Raw genomic sequence first — 20,499 nt, forward strand, 5'->3', positions numbered from 1 at the left:
GAGACGCTATTTGAGCGCATCGGAGGTCAGCTTGAATTTCTGGATGCGCTTACCGGTGTCGACCTCGGCGGTATAGACGTTACCCTTGGCATCGATCGCCATGGCATGGACCCAGTGGAATTGCCCGGCATTGCGGCCATTGTGGCCGAAGCTGCCGACCACGCTGCCGTCCTCGCGCTTGATCACCCGGATCTCGTTGTTCTCGCCGTCGGCGCTGAGGAGATAGGTCTGCTTCGGGTCCGGCCAGATCGCGATGTCCCAGACGGCTCCGTTGCCGAGCGTGTTCTTCTCGTAGAAGAACTCCTTCACGAAGGTGCCGTCCTTCCTGAACACCTGGATGCGGTTGTTGATGCGGTCGCAGACGTAGACCATCCCGTCATTGGAGAGCTTCACGCAGTGAACGGGATTTCCGAATTGCTGCGACACCGGTGCCTTGGGGTCGTAGGCCGCCTGCTTGCCATCATCAGGCTTGTTGCCATAGGCACCCCAGTGCCGCTTGTAGGCCAGCGTCGTCGCATCGAACACGATGACGCGGCGGTTGCCGTAGCCGTCGGCGACGTAGATCTCGTTCGCCTCCTTGTCGAGCGCGGTCTCGGCGGGCTTGCCGAGCTGCGTCGTGTCGTTGCTGCCCAGGCTCGGCGCGATCTTGCCGATCTGGGCCACGAACTTGCCGTCGAGTGTGAACTTCAGGATCGCGTTGTCGTTGTCGGCATTGCCGCCGACCCAGACGAAGCCGCGCTCGTCGACCTCGATGCCGTGCTCGCGGCCGACCCATTCATAGCCCTGACCCGGACCGCCCCAGGACCGCAGCAGATTCCCGTCGCTGTCGAATTCGAGGACCGGCGGCGCCGACACGCAGCATTTGGAGCGCGGCGGGTTGAGGCTTGCGCCTTTCTCGTCGTCGGTGAGCGAGCGCGGGCGATGGATCACCCAGATGTGGCCCTGCCCATCGACGGTGATGCCGCCGACCTGACCGAGGATCCAGTTGTTCGGGAGCTGCTTCGGCCAGGACGGATCGACCGCGAAGGTCGGGACGTCGCCGGCACTCGCCGTGCCCGGAAGCAGGAGCGCGATGGTTGCGATGAGGATGGAAAAAGCGCGACAGACGTTTGCGAGTGCGCGGCCGAGACCTGCGCGATGCCATGGCGCCATGACGACCTCCCTTTATTGTTGGCTTTGCGGCTTGCTACCGCCTAGGCGCGCGCAGTCAAACGCGGGGAGGCACGTGAGTCAATCAGGCGGGCGCGCGGAAGCTCATCAAGCTGCGCGTCTTGTAATCGTAGAACTTGCCGGTCTCGATCCAGTCCGGCGCGCACATCGGCACGATGAATTCGGCGACCTGCTCGGGCGTGTCGAGCGTCGCCGGATCCTCGCCCGGCATCAGCGTGGCGCGCATGCGGGTGCGGATCGGGCCCGGGTTGAACAGATTGATGCGCAGCTTCGTGTTCGCGGTTTCCTGCGCCCACGCGCGCGCCAGCGTTTCCAGCGCGGCCTTTGACGCCGCGTAGGGACTGACATAGGCGGTGGCCTTGTTGGCGGCGCCCGAGGTGATGAAGACGGCGCGGCCTGCGTCGGACTGTTTGAGCAGCGGCTCCATGCAGCGGATCAGCTGGAAGTTGGCGGAGACGTTGACGGCCATCACGTCGTTGAAGGCCTTCAGCTCGATATGGCCGATCGGCGAGGAGGGGCCGAGCACGCCGGCATTGCCGACGAGGATGTCGAGCTTGCCGTAGCGTTCGTGCAGGCCGGCGCCCAGCCGCGCGATGCCGTCTGAATCGGTGAGGTTGAGCGGCACCAGGGTGGCGCTGCCGCCATCCTTGCGGATCTCGTCGTCGAGCTCCTCCAGCCCGCCCTGCGTGCGCGCGACCGCGACGATGTGTGCGCCGGCCTTGGCCAGCGCGATTGCGGTGGCATAGCCAATGCCGCGCGAGGCGCCGGTGACGAGAGCGATGCGGTCGGTGAGGGATGTCGTCATGGAAGCGCTCTATCCAGCGTCGTCCCGGCGAAAGCCGGGACCCATACGCCGTGACGGTTATTATTGACGAAGATGGCCATTGCGACCTTCTTCGAAACCACACAGGCCTGTGGCTATGGGTCCCGGCCTTCGCCGGGACGACGAAAGCTAGCTTGCCTCCGCCAGCAGCGAGAGCTGCCGTGGCTGCTGCTCGGTCTGGGTCTGGTCGGTGAGGTGGGTCGGATAGGCCCCGGTGAAGCAATGATCCGAGAATTTCGGATTGGCGGGGTCGCGGCCGGGCTCGCCCATGGCGCGGTACATGCCGTCGATCGACAGGAAGGCGAGCGAGTCGGCGCCGATGATCTCGCGCATCTCCTCCAGCGAATGCGTCGCCGCCAGAAGTCCGCCGCGGTCGGGCAGGTCGATGCCGTAATAGTCGGGATAGAGGATCGGGGGCGAGGCGAGGCGGAAGTGCACTTCGGTCGCGCCGGCATCGCGCATCATGCGCACGATCTTCTTCGAGGTGGTGCCACGCACCAGGGAGTCGTCGATCAGGATGATGCGCTTGCCTTCGATCGCGGCGCGGTTGGCCGAATGCTTCATGCGCACGCCGGATTCGCGGATCGCCTGCGTCGGCTGGATGAAGGTGCGGCCGACATAGTGGTTGCGGATGATGCCGAGCTCGAACGGCACGCCGGAGAACTGGCTGTAGCCGACCGCGGCGGGCACGCCGGAATCCGGCACCGGCACCACGACGTCGACGGGAACGTGGCTCTCGCGCGCGAGCTGCGCGCCGAAATTCTTGCGCACCTCGTAGACCGAGCGGCCGTGCACGATGGAATCCGGACGGGAGAAGTAGATGTATTCGAAGATGCAGGGGCGCGGCGCCATCGGCGGAAACGGCTTGTGGATGTCCTGGCCGTTCTCGTCGAATACGATGACTTCGCCGGGCTCGATGTCGCGCACGAAGCGGGCGCCGATGATGTCGAGGGCGCAGGTCTCCGAGGTCAGGATCGGGCAGCCGTCGAGCTCGCCGAGCACCAGCGGGCGGATGCCGCGCGGATCGCGCGCGCCGACCAGCTTCTTGTTGGTCAGCGAGACCAGCGCATAGGCGCCTTCGATCTCGCGCAGCGCGTCGATATAGCGCTCGATGAAGCGGGCGCGCTTGGAGCGGGCGACCAGATGGAGGATCACCTCGGTGTCGGTGGTCGACTGCATCATCGCACCGTGCCTGACGAGCTCGCGGCGCAGCGTCAGGCCGTTGGTGAGGTTGCCGTTATGCGCGACCGCGAGGCCGCCGGCGTTGAGCTCGGCGAACAGCGGCTGCACGTTGCGCAGGATGGTGGCGCCGGTGGTGGAGTAGCGGACATGGCCGACCGCGACATTGCCGGGCAGGCGGTCGATCACTTCGCGGCGGGAGAAGGTGTCGCCGACGAGGCCGAGGCGGCGTTCTGAGTGGAAGCGGCTGCCGTCGTAGGAGACGATGCCGGCGGCTTCCTGGCCGCGGTGCTGGAGGGCGTGGAGGCCGAGCGCCGTGATCGCGGCTGCATCGGGGTGACCGTAGATGCCGAAGACGCCGCATTCCTCGCGCAGCGTATCGCCCTCCAGATCGTTCTGAAGCTCGAGCGCGGCCGGGCCCAAACCGGCCCTTGGATCGAGATCAAGCTGGGCGTCCTGGTCAGGGTGTCGCATCTCGTCCGCGCCTTTCTTTAGGGCCAATCAACGCGCCGCAGGTTTCTCGATCAGCTTCTTCATGCCGTCACGAGCCGATTTGCTGTATCCGTCGCCACTGCCCGAAGGCTGCTGCTCGGAATCAGCTTGATCATCATCTGGTTTGTTTTTCTTGAATCTCTTCAAGATGGTGTTCTCGGGGTCGTCGGGCAAGAGGGCCATCAGCCAATCCCCGGTTCCCTGGAGCACGACGCGGGACTTGGCCCCGGTGACCCAGTCCGGGCGCTGCTTGTCCGGAACCAGCCAGGTGAAGAACAGGAAGGCGACCACGACGATCAAAAGCCCGCGAGCCAGGCCAAATAGGAAACCGAGGGTGCGGTCCAGCGCGCCGATGCGCGAATCCAGGATCATGTCGGAGATGCGGACCGTGATCACGGAAACCACGACCAGGGTGCCCACGAACACGCCGGCAACCACGACCACGCTCGCGACCGTGTCGTTGTTGAAATAGGTCTTGGCGGTCGGCAGCAGCTTCGAGAACGAGTACAGCGTCACCACCGCCGCCGCGCCCCAGGCCGCGATCGACAGGATTTCGCGCATGAAGCCGCGGACCATGGCGAGCAGGCCCGAGATCAGCATCACACCGAGCAGGATCAGGTCGAGGAGTGTAACTGGCATCGGCTGGTCTGGTCCGCTCGTACTTCAAAGGTGCTCAGCGAATCGGTGTTTGGCCGCTGCCTTAAAAGAGGGGCAGACGGCGTTCCCGGCAAGGCCGCAACCACGCAATCCCATGCTGCTTTTGTGACGGCTGTATAGCGGCGGGGGCCTCCGGCGTCACCTCCAGCTAACCATCTCCGCGGCGGAATCTTGCCGGTGTGGCATTTTTCTCGGCCGGTCCGTTCGAATCGCCCCGGCGGGCGCCGCGGGCGGCGATTTCGGCAACCAGCGTCGTCAGGCTGTTGACCGCGTTCAGCGACAGTCCGGCGTCTCCGCCGGCATCGCCGCGGGCCGATTCGGGCAGCACGGCACGCTGGAAACCGAGTTTTGCCGCCTCCTTGAGCCGGGCCGGGGTCTGCGCCACCGGACGGATCACGCCGGAGAGCGAGATCTCGCCGAAATAGACGGCATCGGTCGGTAACTGAGCATTAACCAGGGACGATACCAGCGCCGCCGCAGCGGCCAGATCCGCCGCCGGCTCGTGGATGCGCAGGCCGCCGGCGACGTTCAGATAGACGTCGTGGCCCGACAGCTTGACCCCGCAATGGGCCTCCAGCACCGCCAGCACCATCGACAGCCGGCTCGGGTCCCAGCCGACCACGGCCCGGCGCGGGGTGCCGAGGGAGGTCGGCGCCACCAGCGCCTGCAATTCGACCAGGACGGGCCTCGTGCCCTCGATGCCCGCGAAGACGGCCGTGCCGGGCGTGCCGAGATCGCGCTCGGACAGGAACAACTCGGAGGGGTTGGTGACCTCGCGCAGGCCAAGGCCCGTCATCTCGAACACGCCGATCTCGTCGGTCGGCCCGAACCGGTTCTTCACGGCGCGCAGGATGCGGAATTGCTGCGAGCCTTCGCCCTCGAACGACAGCACCGCGTCGACCATGTGCTCGACCACGCGGGGGCCGGCGATCTGGCCGTCCTTGGTGACGTGGCCGACCAGGATGATGGCCGCGCCGGTCTTCTTGGCGAAGCGGATCAGGGCCTGCGCCGAGGCACGCACCTGCGTCACCGTGCCGGGCGCCGATTCCACCGTGTCGGTCCACATGGTCTGGATCGAGTCGATCACGATCAGCCGGGGCACCGCGCCCTCCGACAGCGTCGAGACGATGTCCTCGACCGAGGTCTCGGCAGCGAGTTGCACCGGTGCATCCGACAGCCCCAGCCGCTCGGCGCGCAGGCGCACCTGCGCGACCGCCTCTTCGCCGGAGATATAGACGATGCGGTGGCCGGCCCGCGCCAGCATGCTGGTGGCTTGCGTCAACAGCGTCGATTTGCCGATGCCGGGGTCGCCGCCCACCAGCAGTACCGAGCCGCGGACGAAGCCGCCGCCGGTGACGCGGTCGAGCTCGCTCAACCCTGAGGACAGGCGCGGCGCGTCAGGACTCTTGCCGGCGAGGCTCTCCAGCGCGAACGTTCGCCCCTTGCGCTTCGAACGGATCGACACCGGCACGCTGCCGCTGGTGTCCTCCTCGGCGAGCGTGTTCCACTCGCCGCAGGACTCGCACTTGCCCTGCCAGCGGTTATAGGCCGCGCCGCAGTTCTGGCAGACGAAGGAGAGGGTGCTCTTGGCCATGGAAATGTTGAGTCGTTGCGCTGGTGTGGCTGCTTAGCACGATCAGAGACCGGGGTGCGAAGCGTTCCGCGCTACCGTGCTTTCGGCAGATCGTCCTTGCGCTTGCACAGCAAATGGGGCTTCCCGTCGATCTTGATCGTGCCGTTCGCACCCGGCGCCAGCTTGATCGTGACCTTGCTGCCATTCACGCCCTTGTTGTAGTCGTCCCAGAACTCGAAGCAGGTGGCCGACAGGACGAGGCCGTCGCCGGCCGGCGTCTTGCGGTCGATACGGCAATGGTTCTCGTACCGGTCGACCAGCGGGGCCGGCTTGCCCTTGATGACGTTGTCGAGGTCGATCATCGTCTTGCTGTCCGGGCCCTCCCTGTCGCGGCAATCCCTTTTCGACGAGGCCCACAATCCGTCGAACGTCTGCGCGGCGAACACCGGCTGTATTGCGAACAGAACGATGCCGGCGGCGGCGATCAGGGAGACGGTGCGCATGCATTGGGTCCTTATGCTCGGCGGTATGTCTCTCCGGGGTCAGAATGCGTTCAACAGCATCGTCATGCCTGCCGCCAGCATGATGCCGTCCATCAGCAGGCGAAACACCTCCGGCTTCAGGTGCAGCACGAAGCGCTTTGCGACGAAGGCGCCGACCATCAGCGATGAGCCCGCGATCAATCCTTTCAGGGCGACGTCGGCGGTCAGCGCTCCGAAGCGTTCGAACGTCACCGACTTGCTGAGATAGAGCCCCAGCGAGGAGGCTGCCTCGGTGGCGAGGAAGGCGCCCTTGGACAGGCCGTAGAACAGGAACAGCGGCACGCTGAGCGGACCGGTCGAGACCACGATGCCGGTGAGATAGCCGATCACCGCCCCGCCGATGGCGAGGTGCCAGAGATTGGCCTTGAGGTCGTGCCGCGCCAGCCAATGCCGCACCGGCACCATCGCGATCAGGAAGAGGCCGATGGCAATATCGACGGCGTGCGAAGGCAGCGCCAGCAGCGTCCGCGCGCCGAGCGCTGCGGCCGGAATGCCCGTCACCGAATAGGCCGCGCAGGCCCGCCAGTCGACCTCGCGCCACCAGGCCAGGATGCGCGAGAAATTCGCCATGACGGATGCCACCGCCATGATCGGCACGGCCTCCTTCGGCCCATAGGCATAGACCAGCACCGGCATCAGCATGATCGAGGAGCCGGTGCCGACGATGCCGGAGATGGTGCCGGCGATGAGGCCGACGGTGAGGACGAAGAGAAAGGCCAAAACAGTCTCCACGAATCGGGAGAGTTTAGCCCCGGGCCGCGATATGGGCGATCCGCGCTAGGCGAGGGAACCTATAGCGCTGCGCATGGGCATGCCGGTCTGGGCGCCGGCCTTGAGGCATTTCAACGCCGCGGTTTCGCAGCTCACCTCAAGGGCGCGTTGCAGCAACACGCCTTCGCGGAGCATGGCCGCGAACGCGCCGACAAACGTATCGCCGGCGCCGGTCGTATCCACCGGCGTGATGCGCGGGGCGGGTGCGCGCAGGCGGGTGCCCTCGGCCGTCACCGCCAGCGCGCCTTGTGCGCCGGCGGTCACGGTGCAAGTGAGGTCGCCGGTCCTGGCGAGGTCCGCGGCTGCGGCCTCGTAATTGGACGGAGCGAGGCCGATGGCTCCGGCGGCATCCAGCGCCTCATGCTCGTTGACCAGGAGATGGTCGGTCACGGCGAGAAGTTCCGTCACCATCTCACGGGTCATCTTCTCCGGGACGGGCGCAAGATTCCAGACGACGGTGCCGGCGGCCAATGTCGTCCGGCGCGCGGCCTCGAACGCTTGCTCAAAAGGCACTTCCATTTGAAGCACCAGCACCGTGTCGGGATTGAAGAGTTCGACAGGGAGATCGCCGGCGGTTGCGGTCATGTTGGCGCCGCTCGCCACCGTGATCGCGTTCTCGCCGGCCTGATCGACCGTGATGAAGGCGCAGCCGGTCGGCTCGTCGGCCCTGGTGACGAGATCGGCGTCGACGCCATTGGCCCTGAGATTTTCGATCGCGGTGTCGCCAAATCCGTCCCGGCCGACGCGGCCCGCCATGCGCACATGTCCAGGCCCGGCGATCCGCGCGGCGGCAACAGCCTGATTGGCGCCCTTGCCGCCGAAATGCGTCTGGTACGACGGTGCAAGCACCGTCCGGCCAGGGCCCGGGATGACCGGGACCTTCGCGACCAGATCGATATTGAGCGATCCGAACACCACGATCATGGCACGCAGACTATCAGCCTTGCTCGTCCATGACGCGCAATTTCTCCACCCGCCGGCGGAAATCCTCGTCGGTGGAGAATTCGGCGGAAAGGTATGAGGACACGAGATCCACCGCGAGCCAGGCACCGACGATCTGCGCACCGATGCACATGACGTTGACGTCGTCATGCTCGACGCTCTGATGCGCGGAGTGGACGTCGTGGCAGACCGCGGCGCGGATGCCCTTCATCTTGTTGGCGGCGATCGAGGCGCCGACGCCGGTACCGCACACCATGATGCCGCGCGCGGCTTCGCCCGACGTCACCTTCGCCGCCACGGCGCGCGCGATGTCGGGAAAGTCGACCGGCTTGTCGTCATGGGAGCCGACGTCGATGACGTCGTGGCCGAGCTTGCGGATATGATCGATGACAGTCTGCTTGAGTGGCCAGCCGGCGTGGTCGGATCCGATGACGAGACGCATGTAATGTCCTTCTTGATCTTGCATTGATCGTGACAGCCGCGTGCGGCTGTCACGATTGTTCGTTGGGTTCAGCTGCGCATGTCGGGCGGCAAATCCACCCCGTGGAACTTCTTGTAGATGGCGTTGAGCTTGCCGTTCTTGACGTTCTCGGTGATCCAGGCGTTGAGCTTGTCCATCAGGGGCTGTTCGCCCTTCTTCAGGCCGATGGCGAGGTCGAAGGTCGCCAGCGGAATCCGGGATTCGAACACGCGCGAGAGGTTCTTCACGCCGATCTGGTTGATGATGGTCGCGGACGAGCCGACGCAGTCCACCTGGCCCGACACCGCCGCCGTCACCATGGTGGCGTCGTCGTCATAGCGGGCGATCTTGAGGTCCTTGTCCTTCATGTTGGTGAGGGTGGTGTCCTGGGTGGTGCCGCGCGAGACGCCGATCGACTTGTCCTTGAGGTCGGGCCAGTCCTTGACGGTCGACGATTTCAGGCAGCCGACGTCGGATTGCAGCGTCGCATAGCGCTTGGTGAAGTCGATCACCTTGGCGCGCTCGGCCGTCACCGACAGCGTCGAGATGATGATGTCGGCCTTGCCGGTCAGGACGTTCGGAATGCGGGTCGCACCGGTGGTCTGGACGAACTCCAGCTCGAGCCCCCAGTCCTTGGCGAGCAGCTGGGCCACTTCGACGTCGGACCCGGTGGCCTTCATGGTGCTGTCCATCATGCCCGAGGGCGGGATGGCGAGGTCCGTCGAGATGCGGATCTTCTTCGCCTTCATGATGTCGTCGAGCAGATCGGCCGATGCCGGCGTTGCCGCCATCATGACGAGGCCGAACAGCGCAGCGGCCGTGCCCAGCAATCTCTTGTTTGTCATCCTTGGTTCTCCTCTCCTGTTATGATTTTAGGTTTCCGGTGCCCACGAATTGGGTGAGCTCCGGCGTCGTTGGTGACGTCAGGATCGAGGCGGGTCCGGTCTCGTGGACCTTGCCCCGATGCATGAACACGATCCGGTCGGCGATGCCCTTGGCGAAGCCCATCTCGTGGGTGACCATCACCATGGTCATGCCGTCAGCCGCGAGCTGCTCGATCACCTTCAGCACTTCGCCGGTGAGCTCGGGATCGAGCGCGGAGGTGACCTCGTCGAACAGCATCACCTTGGGCTGCATGGCGAGCGAACGGGCGATCGCGGCGCGCTGCTGCTGTCCGCCCGAGAGCTGCTCGGGATAGGCGTGCAGCTTCTCCTCGAGCCCCACCTGCGCGAGCACTTTTCGCGCAAGGTCTTTGGCCTCGCCGCTTGCCAATCCCTTCACCGCGCAGGGCGCGAGCGTGATGTTCTGCTCGATCGTGAGGTGCGAAAACAGATTGTAGCTCTGGAACACGATGCCGACGTCCTGGCGCAGCGCGCGCAAGTTCACGTCGGGACGGTCGACGCGGTGCCCGCAGACCACGATCTCGCCGCCGTCGACCTTCTCGAAGCGGTCGATGCAGCGCAGCGCCGTGCTCTTGCCGGAGCCGGAGCGGCCGATCAGTGCCAGCACCTCGCCGCGCGCGACGGCAAAGGAGACGCCGTCGAGCACGCGGAGCGAGCCGAAGCTCTTCTGCACGTCGCGGAGCGACACGATCGGTTCGGAGGAGAGGGCGTTCTGCTGCATGTCAGGCTGGCGCGAGGTTGGACCTGCCATGTCCCATCCGCCGTTCCAGCCTCTGGCTGAACAGCGACAGGGGATAGCACATGGCGAAGTAGGTGACGGCGATGATGGCGTAGATGGCGAACGGCTCGAACAGCGAGTTGTTGACGATCTGGCCCGAGCGCATCAGCTCGACGAAGCCGACGACGGAGGCGAGCGAGGTGTTCTTGATGATCTGCACCATGAAGCCGACGGTCGGCGGCGTCGCTATGCGGATTGCCTGCGGCAGGATCACCTTCGTCATGCGCTGCGTGCGGCTCAGCGCCAGGCCTTCGGCGGCCTCCCATTGCGGCTTCGGCACGGACTGGATGCAGCCGCGCCAGATCTCGCCGAGATAGGCGGCGACGTACAGCGTCAGCGAGGCGCCGGCCGCGACGAGTGGCGAGACCTTGAGGCCGATGGCGGCGAGACCGAAATAGCCGAGGAACAGGATGACCAGCAGCGGCGTGCCCTGGACGAGCTGGACATAGACGGCGCTGGCGATCCGCACCGGTTTGAGCGGCGAGATCCGCGCCAGCGCGATCACGAACCCGACGATGCCGCCGCCGATCAGCGCGATCAGCGACAGACCGATGGTCCACAGCGCGCCCTGGCCGAGGAACATGAGATGGTTGATGTTGAGATGTCCGCCCATGGTCATCTCACAACGGCGTGCCGAGCCGGCGGCGGCGCGGAAACAGCACGAGGCCGAGGCCCCAGAAGCCGGCACGCATGACCAGCGACAGGATGACGTAGAGCACGGCGACGATGATGTAGGTCTCGAACGCGCGATACGTGTCGGACTGGATGTAGTTGGCGACGGCGGTGAGCTCCTCGGCCGAGATCTGCGAGCAGACCGAGGAAGCCAGCATCAACAGCACGAACTGGCTGGTGAGTGCCGGATAGACCTTCTCGATCGCCGGCAGCAGGATGATGTGCCAGTAGATCTGCAGGCGAGACAGCGCCAGCCCTTCGGCGGCCTCGATCTGCCCGCGCGGGATCGCCTCGAAGCCGGCGCGCATGATCTCCGCGGTATAGGCACCGACATTGATGGTCAGCGCGGCCACGGCCACGGTGAAGGCGGAGTATTTCAGGCCGAGGCTGGCGAGGCCGAAATAGACCAGGAAGATCTGCACCAGCAGCGGGGTGTTGCGGATGGTCTCGACATAGACCTTGCAGGCGCCTGATATCAGCGCATTGTGCGTGCCGCGTCCGACCGCCGCGAGCGTGCCGAGCAGGGCGCCGAGCACGGTCGCGAAGAACGCCAACTCCAACGTCAGCACCGCGCCGGCCAGAAAGCTCGGCCAACGCTCCAGCACTGCGGGGAAGTCGAGTTGGAGGCTCATCGTGTCAGGGTCAGCCGGTTGTCTGGTTGGTCATGCGGTCATAGACGCGGAACAGCGCCTGGTTGCCGTTGCTGCCTTCGCCATGGGCGCGCGCATCGACATATTGGCTGGTGACGAGCGCCGTGCCGGGCAGCGGCACGTTGAGCGCCTGCGCATGCTCCTGCACGAGGCGAAGGTCCTTGAGCTGCAGATCGATCCGGAAGCCGGCGGATGCGTCGCCCGCGATCATCGCGGGGCCGAGCTTGTCGAGCATCCAGGAGGCGGCGGAGCCACCGAGCAGCACCCGGCGCAGCAGATTGAGATCGATGCCCGAGGCGCGCCCGAGCGCGAGCGCCTCGCAGATCGCCTGGATGTTGATGCCGCAGATCAGCTGATTGCACAGTTTGACGGTCTGACCGGCGCCGGATGCGCCGACATGGGTGATGGTCGTGCCCATCGCGCGGAAGAACGGCTCGGCCTTGGCGAATGCGTCCGTATCGCCGCCGGCCATGATCGAGAGCGCGGCGTTCTTGGCGCCCACCGGCCCGCCCGAGACCGGCGCGTCGATGAAGCCGACGCCTGCCTTTCGCAGGTCGGCATGGATGCGGCGGACGGCAACCGGAGAGATCGTGCTCATGTCGACGATCAGCTTGCCGGGAGGCGGGGATTTCAGCAGGCCCTGCTCGCCGTAGATCGTCGCCTCGACATGGGGCGTGTCGGGCAGCATGGTGATGACGATATCGGCGCCTTGTGCCGTATCGGCGGGGCTGTTGGCGCGGATCGCGCCTTCCTTGACGCTGTCGGCCAGCGCGGCTTCGTTCAGGTCGAAGACGCGGACCGCGTGGCCGGCCGCCTGCATGTTGCGCACCATCTCCCGGCCCATCGTGCCGATGCCGATGAAGCCGACATTGCCCTTGTCGTTTCGTCCCATGTCGTCAGTCCGTTTCTTGTTTGATTGGCGTCTTGATCGATTGGCTGGGCGATCAGCCCGAGGCACTGGTCTTGTCGATGTCGCCGACGATGGCGCGCCTGCGGTATTCGTCGCCGATGGCAAAATGCTTGCGCAGCGTCGCATCCGCGCGCTCCGGGTCGCGCGCAATGAGTGCTTCGAAGATGCGGCGGTGATCGTCGATGAGGTAGGTCTTCATCGAAGGGAAGGCCTGCACCAGCTCGCGGCGGCTGCGGTGCGAATGAGTCAACAGGCCCGCCATCGAGGCGTGCAGCACCGTCAGCGTCTCCGAATGCGAGGCGACGACGATGGCGCGATGGAAGTCAAAATCGGCCATACCGCCGGCATCGGCTTCGTCGATCGTCTCGCCGATCTTCGCCAGCGCGCGCTGCAGCCGTTCGAAATCGGTGATGTTGGCGCGTTCGCAGGCGAGCCTGATCGCCTGGCATTCGATCGCGACGCGCGCCTGCATGACGTCGTCGAGCATGTCCGCCTGCTGGGCGAGTGCGAAGGTGAAGAAGTCGTTCAGCACCGAGACGTCCGGCCGCGTCACGACGGTGCCGATGCGGTCGCGGATTTCGACGATGCCGAGCACGGTGAGGGCGCGCAGCGCCTCGCGCACGATCGGCCGGCTGACGCCAAGCAGGGTGGCGAGCTCGCGCTCCGAGATCAGGCGGTCGCCCGGCCTAAGCGAGCCGGCGAGCAGTCGCTCGCGCAAAAAGGCGAACACCTTCTCGAACCCTTTTTCGCCCTCGCTGGCCCGCTTGAGTTCCATCCCTGTCTCTTTGGTCTGATCTTGGTCAGACCAGTATGCTGACCAAGGCGCGGAGGTCAAGAGGCTCGGCCCTCAACTCCGTCGGAAAATCGCGGTTGCTCTGGTTGCCACGGACCGTGCGCACGCCGGCTGCGCCGGGTGTCGGCCCCGCGGTCTTTGTCATTGGCGATGCCGCCTAAAGGCCGCGTCAAACCAACACGACCATGTTTGCGCCTCCGCTCAGCTCCGCGAGCGGCGGTCGCCATGACTATCTCGGCCGCGGTCGCGGCGCGGACGGCGAAGCTCGAATCTCCGCTACATCGATCAGGACACGACGACTGACCGCTCTCGTTGCTTGCAAGAGCGGTCCAGACGCTGCGAAAAGCCTCAGGCGGCCTTTTCTTTGAGTTCGAAATCCATCTTCCATGTCGATTTTCCGGGCTGCTTTCGGAATATCCAGACGGTGAGGGTTGAGCCGGGCGGGATGACGATGCTGTCGCCTTCATGCATCGTGAATTGCCGAATATTGCTCTCTGTCGCCCATATCGAATGAGAATAAACGTCCTTGTCGCTGGTTTTGGTGCAACTCAGAACGCCTCCGTTCATAACGGCGCGGGTAATGGTCTGGCTAATGGACGAGTCCATGTGGATAGTCGTCATTGTGGCGTTCTCCAAAAAAATATGAATAAAACGCCAGATGCTCCCTCAAGTTGTATCGACGTGTCAATGAGCGACAGCCCAACGTTCCTGGCTGTGTGGCTCTCGGCGATGGTGGCCCGTTGCCTTCAGGACATCCCGGCCGGTCATCCTCGCGCTCTCCTGGCTTTCAACGGACGCGAGGAGCTCCAGCAGGCTGGCCAGCGCGAGATAGACGTTGGCAACGCTCAGAGAACACCTCATCGGTTTGCCACCGTAGCCGCATGACAGTCGAAAGCTCTCCCGTTCAGCCTTGCGTGGCAGGATCTGGCCTGATCTTGCAGCGTGCGTTCCGAGTTGCGATCATCCGTGCAAGCCGAGATCATGATGCCGTGACCCTCACCTCTCTCAGAAGCAACGTCCGTCGCCTCTACGAGGGCGCGACGCCGGGCGGCGTGCGCTTCCGCTACGCGCTGCTCGCCTTCGACATCGTGACCGTTCTGTTCATCATCGCGACCTCGTTCCTGCATCCGAGCGAGATCATCGAAACGCTCGACGTCCTGTTCGGCGTCATGCTGCTTGCCGACTTCTCGGCGCGGCTCCTCGTCGATCGGCATCCGTTCCGGAAGTTCACCCAACTCGCGACGTGGGCCGACATGGTTGCGATCGTATCGTTCCTGGCACCGCTTGCCGGCGAGGCGGGCGGCTTTCTCCGGATCCTGCGAACGTTGGGCCTGCTTCGTGACTACCAAATGCTGGTGAGGTTGCGCATCGATTCTCCGTTCTTCCGCCGCAACGAAGACGTCATCTTCGCCGTCACGAACCTGGCGGTCTTCATATTCGTCATGACCGGTATCGTTTACGAGACTCAGAAGTTTCGGAACGATGAGATCCGGAACTATGCCGATGCTCTGTATTTCACCGTCACGGCGCTGACGACGACCGGCTTTGGCGACATCACCCTGTCAGGCACGGTCGGTCGCCTGATCACCGTCGTGATCATGATTTTCGGCGTGACGCTGTTCTTCAATCTCGCCCGCGCGCTCCTCAGTCCTCACAAGGTGCGATTTCCATGCCCGGCTTGCGGGCTCCAGAGGCACGATGCCGACGCCGTGCATTGCAAGGCCTGTGGCACCGTTCTCAATATTCCCGATGAAGGGGCGATCTGAAGCGCCCTCACTGCTGGCGATGCAACAGAGTTATTCCACAGTGACACGGTGCCAGTGTTTTGCCCGACGGGTCAAGCCGAATTTCGGAATAGCCGTAGATCACTGATCGGGCTGGGATTGGCTACTGTGCATGGGGTTGTTTTTGACCTTTTTGCTTTGGCCAGTCTGCTGCTGACAGCATGTTGGCAGCAGCGCCCGGCTACGACCATCTCCTGACAAAACGGGGAGCGGGTCATGCCGATCGAGGCAAGCTGTCATTGCGGTGAGACGGTCTTCGAGGTGACGGAGGCGCCATCTGGCGTGACACGCTGTACCTGCACGCTCTGCGCCAAGCGCGGCGCGCTGTGGGCCTATTACAAGCCGGCGCAGTTCCGCCTGCTGTCGCCCCCGGAGAACGTTGCGACCTATCTCTGGGGCAGCCGCACCGTCAAACATCATTTCTGCGCGAGTTGCGGTTGCGGCACCTATTCGGAGTCGCCGGACTGGTCGACCGGCAAGCCCGATTTCGACAATCCCAAGGTCGCCGTGAATGCACGCCTGTTCGACGATTTCGATCTGGAGGCCGTGCCGGTCAACGTCATCGACGGCAGAAATTTGTGGTGAGGGTCATCGCAGCACGATCCAGGCCGGCGCGTGGTCGCTCGCGCCGTCCTCGCCCCGGATCTTCCTGTCGACGCCGGCCTTGGCCAGGCGCGGGGCGAGGGCGGGGCTAAGCAGGAGATGATCGAGCCGCAGGCCCGCATCGCGCGGCCAGCGGTTTCGTTTGTAGTCCCAGAACGTGTAGATGCGCTGCTCCGGATGTCGTTCCCGGATGGCGTCACGCCAGCCTTGTGCGACCAGCGAGGCGAATGCCGCACGGCTCTTCGGCTGGATCAGCGCATCCTTGTCCCATGACCGCGTCGGGTAGATGTCGATCTCAATTGGTGCGACGTTGTAGTCGCCGGCGAGCACGACGGGGAGATCCTGCTTGATGAAGGTCTTGGCGTGGCGCTGCAGCCGCGCGAACCAGTCGAGCTTGTAGTCGAATTTCGGCCCCGGCTGCGGATTGCCGTTCGGCAAGTAGATGCTGGTAACGATGACGCCGCGCACGGCGGCCTCGATGTAGCGCGCCTCGTGGTCCCCCGGCCGTCCCGGCAAGCGGTCGCGCGTCAGCACGGGGTCGGCGTTGCGGGCGAGGATGGCGACGCCGTTCCAGGTCTTTTGTCCGCGCCACACCGCGCCGTAGCCGGCTTTTTCGATGGCGGCCGCCGGAAATTCGCCATCACTTGCCTTCAACTCCTGAAGCGCGACCACATCGGGCTTCGCTGCGCGCAGCCATGCCAACAGATTGGGCAGGCGGCGATTGATGTTGTTGATGTTGAACGTCGCGATCTTCATGTAGGTCTAACGCTTCTGCCTTCCGATACCGGAGACACAATGTCCAAGTTGAGCTTTGTTGCCATCGCACTCGTCATCGCGTTCTCCGGAGGCGCATCGGCACAATCGTCCGATCCGCGCGGCGCGTGCAAGGCGGACTATGACAAATTCTGCGCCGGCATCGCGCCGGGCGGCGGCATCGTCGCCTGCCTCAACGCCAAGCGCGATCAGCTCAGCGCGACCTGCAAGGCGGCGCTGGACAACCGGAAGAAGAAGTAAGTCTCGTGTGTCCCGGACGCGCGCAGCGCGAGCCGGGACCAGAAGGCGACACGGCATATGCCGAGAAATGGGCCCCGGCTCTGCAGCGCATTAGGCCGCGAAGCGCGGCGCACTGCGCTGCATCCGGGGCACGGGAGCCTCCGTCGGGCCTAACCCGGCGGCGGCGGCGGGGCCGCGGGCTGTTCGACCGGGGGCGGAGCGGGCGGTTGCTGGATCGGTGGCGGCGAGGGCGGCTGCTCGGCCGCCTGCGCAGGTGCCGGCCTTGCCAGCGGCTCCTCCACATTGCCGCCCTTGTAGACGCGGGCATAGCGGCGGCCGAGGCTGGTCAGTACCTCATAGCCGATGGTGCCGAAATGATGCGCGAGCTCGTCGACGGTGATGCCCTCGCCGAGCAGCGTCACCATGTGGCCGCGCCGCACAGCGTTCGGCGGCAGGTCGGTGATGTCGATCGCGATCAGGTCCATGGAGACGCGGCCCGCGACGGGGCAGCGCTTGCCGGCCACGATGATTTCGGCGCCGCGCGTGCCGTCATTGGAGCTGGAGGCGCGGAAATAGCCGTCGGCATAGCCGACCGCGATGATCGCGAGCTTGGTCGGCCGCCGCGCGGTCCAGGTGCCGCCATAGCCGACGGTCTCGCCGCGCTCGATAGTGCGGATCTGCACGATGCGCGCCTTGAGGTCGACGACCTGCTGCATCGGATTGTCCGCCTCCGGCGTCGGGTTGACGCCGTACAGCGCAGCCCCCGGCCGCACCATGTCGAACTGGAAGGCCGCGCCGAGGAAGATGCCGGAGGAATTGGCGAGGGCTGCCGGCACGCCCGAGAACTCGCTGGCGATGGCGCGGAAGGCCGCGAGCTGTCTTGCATTGACCTGGCTGTTGAGCTGCTCGGCCGCGACCAGATGGCTCATCACCAGCGTGATGCCGTGATCGCCGGCATTGATGCGGGGGATGATGGCCTGCGCTTCGGAGAGCGTGAGGCCAAGCCGGTTCATGCCGGTATCGATGTGCACGGCGGCGCCTCCGGTCCAGCCGGTGCGGCGGCAGAACACGTCCCATTCGGCGAGTTCGTTGAGGTCGCCGATCACTGGCCGGCAATTGATCTTCGCATAATGCTCGCCGGTATTCTGGAAGTAGCCGCCGAGCACGTAGATCGTGGGTTCCGGCACCGCCGCGCGCACCTTGCGCGCTTCCTCGATGGTGGCCACGAAGAAGGACTTGCAGCCGGCCCTGTTGAGCGCACGCGCGACCTCGGGAGCGCCGCAGCCATAGGCGTCGGCCTTGATCACCGCCGCGCACTCGGCCGGCACCGCCGTCTTCTCGAGCTTGCGCCAATTGGCGATGATGGCGTCGAGATCGACGGTGAGCACGCCGCCATAGGCAGCGAGCGCGGCAGCCTGGTTGGCCTCCGTGGAGAGCGGGTCGGCTTGCGGGTTCATTTTCGGTTCGGACGCCATTGTCATGGCGCCGTTTTACGCAAGAGGCCGGTCCGGTTCAAGGAACTCAGTAGTCGCCGCCGCTGCGCGCCGGCAGCTGGCTGTCAGGCGCGAGGTCGCCGAACCGCGTGACCGAGGCTTCGAACGCCAGATCGACGGTGCCGGTCGGGCCGTGGCGCTGCTTGCCGATGATGACTTCGGCTTTTCCGTGCGCAAGACTCATGTCGAGCTGCCACTTCTCGTGTTCAGGCGTGCCTGGGCGGGGCTCCTTCATCGCGAGGTAATATTCCTCGCGGTAGACGAACAGCACGACGTCGGCGTCCTGCTCGATCGATCCGGATTCACGCAGGTCGGAGAGCTGCGGCCGTTTGTCGTCGCGGGATTCGACCTGGCGCGAGAGCTGGGACAGCGCGATCACGGGAACGTTGAGCTCCTTGGCCAGCGCCTTCAGGCTGGTCGTGATCTCCGTGATTTCCTGCACGCGGCTGTCGCTGGCGCGCTTGCCCGAGCCCGAGAGCAGCTGGATGTAGTCGATCACGAGCAGGTCGAGGCCCTTCTGTCGCTTCAGCCGGCGCGCGCGCGCCATCAGTTGCGCGATCGACAGGCCACCGGTCGCGTCGACATAGAAAGGCAGCGATTGCAGCTCGATCGAGACCTCCCGGATCTTCTCGAAATCGGCTTCCGAGATGCCGCCGCGGCGGATGTGGGAGGAGGGAACGCCGGTGCGTTCGGCCACGATACGTGTGGCGAGCTGGTCGGCCGACATTTCGCAGGAGAAGAACCCGATCACGCCGCCATTGGCGGCCTTCGTGGTGCCGTCGGCCTGGAGTTCCGGAACGTAGGCTCGTGCGACATTGTAGGCGATGTTGGTCGCAAGCGAGGTCTTGCCCATGCCGGGACGGCCCGCGACGATGATGAGGTCGGAGTGCTGCAGGCCGCCCATCTTGGTGTCGAGGTCGCGCATGCCCGTCGAGATGCCGGACAGTTTTCCGTCGCGCTGAAACGCCTTGGCCGCGAGATCGACCGCGACCGCCAGCGCTTGCGAGAATTTCTGAAAGCCGCCGTCATAACGGCCTGACTCAGCGAGCTCGTAAAGCTTTCGCTCGGCGTCCTCGATCTGGGCCCGCGGCTGGAAGTCGACCGGCGCGTCATAGGCGACGTTGACCATGTCCTCGCCGATGCCGATCAGGTCGCGCCGCAGCGACAGGTCGTAGACGGTGCGGCCGTAGTCCTGGGCGTTGATGATGGTGGTCGCTTCGGCCGCGAGTCGCGCCAGATATTGCCCGATGGTCATGCCGCCGATATCGGTGTCGGCAGGCAGGAAGGTCTTCAGCGTGACGGGCGTCGCGATCTTGCCCATCCGGATCAGGCTGCCTGCGGTCTCGAAAATGGTCTGGTGCAGCGGCTCGAAGAAATGCTTCGCCTCGAGGAAGTCGGAGACGCGGTAGAAGGCATCGTTGTTGACCAGGATCGCGCCCAGGAGGCTCTGTTCCGCCTCGATGTTGTGCGGCGCGCTCCGATAGGCAGGAGTCCCGGCGTCGGGCGCGAGTTTGAGAACGTTCGAATCAGTCAGGGCCATGGTCGGACGTGCTTAGCAATTTTCTTGGGCGGATGCGGGGCCGGGATAAAGCGCCGCCTCAAGCCAAAGCGGAAGCAAAAGCTGACCGCTATCAACCGTTCAGTGAAAATGGTGGATGATTGGCAGCTGCGACACGCGCTGCGCTTGACGGATTTTCGCGGAACCGGGCGCGGCCGTGGAGGGGGCCGTGACCGTGCCGCGGAAAAATCCTGAAATCGTGAACCTAATGGATGGGCGCGCAGACGTACCCGAATGGGCGCGCGAATTGACGCACGCTGGGAGCTTTCGGCTCGGATTCAGACCAGCAGGAGGTAGACCAGCGCAATCAGGGCCGCCCCAACGCCCGTCGCGATCAGGGCGTAATCGGTGCGGAGGTCGTCCTGCACGTCGAATGAGGTTTGGGTCTCTTTGCTCATGGCGACGATCTAAGCCAGGTCCGACGAGACTTATGTGAAGCAGATCACATGTTCCCGGATTCTTTCGGGGTAGAGGCGGAACGGACCGGCGGGCAGGGGGTTGTTTCCGTCCCGCCAGCAGGGAGACGAGGCAAGCCATGCGGCCAGAACGGCAGCACCAGACGTGGCGAAGCGAAGCCGGCAGCCGGCTCTGGCTGGCAGGCCTGATCGCGGCCATGGAGCACGCTGAGCAACCCGAGGTACGGCGTCAGCCGGTCGCACCCGAACTCCTGGTGGAACTGCGGGCCCAACTGGCGTTGACCGCCTCGTTCCGGCTCTCCCGGATCTCGACCCTGCGTCACTAATTCATGATCCGG

The 20,499-nt window shown here is 65.0% G+C and carries 23 protein-coding genes; 4 read left to right on the top strand and 19 right to left on the bottom strand.

Features of this window, described 5'->3' with window-relative positions:
• Window positions 1-6 precede the first annotated feature (6 nt).
• The 16 genes from HAP40_RS16985 to HAP40_RS17060 all read right to left on the bottom strand — a co-directional run bounded on the left by HAP40_RS16985 (window position 7) and on the right by HAP40_RS17060 (window position 13,935).
• Window positions 7-1,152: a hypothetical protein gene (locus HAP40_RS16985; protein WP_166816732.1), complete on the bottom strand. Its 1,146-nt coding sequence runs from the start codon at window positions 1,150-1,152 to the stop codon at window positions 7-9.
• A gap of 82 nt (window positions 1,153-1,234) precedes the next feature.
• The gene (locus HAP40_RS16990; protein WP_166816731.1) at window positions 1,235-1,975 is read right to left on the bottom strand and encodes an SDR family NAD(P)-dependent oxidoreductase; all 741 of its coding nucleotides are present in this window, start codon (window positions 1,973-1,975) and stop codon (window positions 1,235-1,237) included.
• A gap of 147 nt (window positions 1,976-2,122) precedes the next feature.
• Entirely contained in the window at window positions 2,123-3,646 is a 1,524-nt protein-coding gene (gene purF, locus HAP40_RS16995; protein ID WP_166816730.1) for an amidophosphoribosyltransferase, read from the bottom strand.
• Between the two features lie 27 nt (window positions 3,647-3,673).
• Window positions 3,674-4,303, bottom strand: coding sequence for a CvpA family protein (locus HAP40_RS17000; RefSeq protein ID WP_166816729.1), 630 nt, complete (start codon window positions 4,301-4,303; stop codon window positions 3,674-3,676).
• A gap of 166 nt (window positions 4,304-4,469) precedes the next feature.
• Entirely contained in the window at window positions 4,470-5,915 is a 1,446-nt protein-coding gene (gene radA, locus HAP40_RS17005; protein ID WP_166816728.1) for a DNA repair protein RadA, read from the bottom strand.
• A gap of 71 nt (window positions 5,916-5,986) precedes the next feature.
• Window positions 5,987-6,397, bottom strand: coding sequence for a hypothetical protein (locus tag HAP40_RS17010; RefSeq protein WP_166816727.1), 411 nt, complete (start codon window positions 6,395-6,397; stop codon window positions 5,987-5,989).
• A gap of 39 nt (window positions 6,398-6,436) precedes the next feature.
• On the bottom strand, window positions 6,437-7,156 hold the full coding sequence (locus HAP40_RS17015; protein ID WP_166816726.1) for a sulfite exporter TauE/SafE family protein: 720 nt from the start codon (window positions 7,154-7,156) through the stop codon (window positions 6,437-6,439).
• A 57-nt stretch (window positions 7,157-7,213) separates the two neighbouring features.
• A complete protein-coding gene (locus HAP40_RS17020; RefSeq protein ID WP_166816725.1) occupies window positions 7,214-8,131 on the bottom strand; it encodes a ribokinase in 918 nt (305 codons plus the stop codon).
• Between the two features lie 13 nt (window positions 8,132-8,144).
• Window positions 8,145-8,591, bottom strand: coding sequence for a ribose 5-phosphate isomerase B (rpiB, locus tag HAP40_RS17025; RefSeq protein ID WP_166816724.1), 447 nt, complete (start codon window positions 8,589-8,591; stop codon window positions 8,145-8,147).
• 68 nt (window positions 8,592-8,659) lie between these two features.
• Window positions 8,660-9,454, bottom strand: coding sequence for a transporter substrate-binding domain-containing protein (locus HAP40_RS17030; protein ID WP_166816723.1), 795 nt, complete (start codon window positions 9,452-9,454; stop codon window positions 8,660-8,662).
• A 19-nt stretch (window positions 9,455-9,473) separates the two neighbouring features.
• Entirely contained in the window at window positions 9,474-10,232 is a 759-nt protein-coding gene (locus tag HAP40_RS17035) for an amino acid ABC transporter ATP-binding protein (RefSeq protein ID WP_166819469.1), read from the bottom strand.
• 1 nt (window position 10,233) lies between these two features.
• Window positions 10,234-10,902 (bottom strand): amino acid ABC transporter permease, encoded by a 669-nt coding sequence (locus HAP40_RS17040; RefSeq protein ID WP_166816722.1) that lies wholly within the window; start codon window positions 10,900-10,902, stop codon window positions 10,234-10,236.
• Window positions 10,903-10,909: 7 nt separating this feature from the next.
• Window positions 10,910-11,593: an amino acid ABC transporter permease gene (locus tag HAP40_RS17045; protein WP_166816721.1), complete on the bottom strand. Its 684-nt coding sequence runs from the start codon at window positions 11,591-11,593 to the stop codon at window positions 10,910-10,912.
• 10 nt (window positions 11,594-11,603) lie between these two features.
• Complete coding sequence (locus HAP40_RS17050; RefSeq protein WP_166816720.1) at window positions 11,604-12,503, bottom strand: NAD(P)-dependent oxidoreductase; 900 nt, start codon at window positions 12,501-12,503, stop codon at window positions 11,604-11,606.
• Window positions 12,504-12,555: 52 nt separating this feature from the next.
• Window positions 12,556-13,296, bottom strand: coding sequence for a FadR/GntR family transcriptional regulator (locus tag HAP40_RS17055; RefSeq protein ID WP_166816719.1), 741 nt, complete (start codon window positions 13,294-13,296; stop codon window positions 12,556-12,558).
• 366 nt (window positions 13,297-13,662) lie between these two features.
• On the bottom strand, window positions 13,663-13,935 hold the full coding sequence (locus tag HAP40_RS17060; RefSeq protein ID WP_166816718.1) for a hypothetical protein: 273 nt from the start codon (window positions 13,933-13,935) through the stop codon (window positions 13,663-13,665).
• Window positions 13,936-14,303: 368 nt separating this feature from the next.
• Here HAP40_RS17060 and HAP40_RS17065 point away from each other — a divergent pair, with 368 nt between their 5' ends.
• Both HAP40_RS17065 and HAP40_RS17070 read left to right on the top strand, forming a co-directional pair.
• The gene (locus tag HAP40_RS17065; protein ID WP_166816717.1) at window positions 14,304-15,080 is read left to right on the top strand and encodes a potassium channel family protein; all 777 of its coding nucleotides are present in this window, start codon (window positions 14,304-14,306) and stop codon (window positions 15,078-15,080) included.
• 234 nt (window positions 15,081-15,314) lie between these two features.
• A complete protein-coding gene (locus tag HAP40_RS17070) occupies window positions 15,315-15,683 on the top strand; it encodes a GFA family protein (RefSeq protein ID WP_166816716.1) in 369 nt (122 codons plus the stop codon).
• Between the two features lie 3 nt (window positions 15,684-15,686).
• On the opposite strand, the gene HAP40_RS17075 is transcribed toward HAP40_RS17070, so the two are convergent.
• The gene (locus tag HAP40_RS17075; RefSeq protein WP_166816715.1) at window positions 15,687-16,457 is read right to left on the bottom strand and encodes an exodeoxyribonuclease III; all 771 of its coding nucleotides are present in this window, start codon (window positions 16,455-16,457) and stop codon (window positions 15,687-15,689) included.
• A gap of 39 nt (window positions 16,458-16,496) precedes the next feature.
• Here HAP40_RS17075 and HAP40_RS17080 point away from each other — a divergent pair, with 39 nt between their 5' ends.
• On the top strand, window positions 16,497-16,715 hold the full coding sequence (locus HAP40_RS17080) for a hypothetical protein (RefSeq protein ID WP_166816714.1): 219 nt from the start codon (window positions 16,497-16,499) through the stop codon (window positions 16,713-16,715).
• 149 nt (window positions 16,716-16,864) lie between these two features.
• Here the strand turns inward: HAP40_RS17080 and alr are convergent, their stop codons facing one another.
• Window positions 16,865-18,175 (bottom strand): alanine racemase, encoded by a 1,311-nt coding sequence (alr, locus tag HAP40_RS17085; protein ID WP_414645386.1) that lies wholly within the window; start codon window positions 18,173-18,175, stop codon window positions 16,865-16,867.
• A gap of 40 nt (window positions 18,176-18,215) precedes the next feature.
• Window positions 18,216-19,727 (bottom strand): replicative DNA helicase, encoded by a 1,512-nt coding sequence (locus HAP40_RS17090; RefSeq protein ID WP_166816712.1) that lies wholly within the window; start codon window positions 19,725-19,727, stop codon window positions 18,216-18,218.
• Between the two features lie 553 nt (window positions 19,728-20,280).
• On the opposite strand from HAP40_RS17090, the gene HAP40_RS17095 reads away from it, so the two are divergent.
• Window positions 20,281-20,487, top strand: a complete 207-nt coding sequence (locus HAP40_RS17095; protein ID WP_166816711.1) for a transcriptional regulator — start codon at window positions 20,281-20,283, stop codon at window positions 20,485-20,487.
• Window positions 20,488-20,499 lie beyond the last annotated feature (12 nt).

The sequence above is a fragment of the Bradyrhizobium sp. 1(2017) genome, assembly GCF_011602485.2.
Taxonomy (GTDB): Bacteria; Pseudomonadota; Alphaproteobacteria; order Rhizobiales; family Xanthobacteraceae; genus Bradyrhizobium.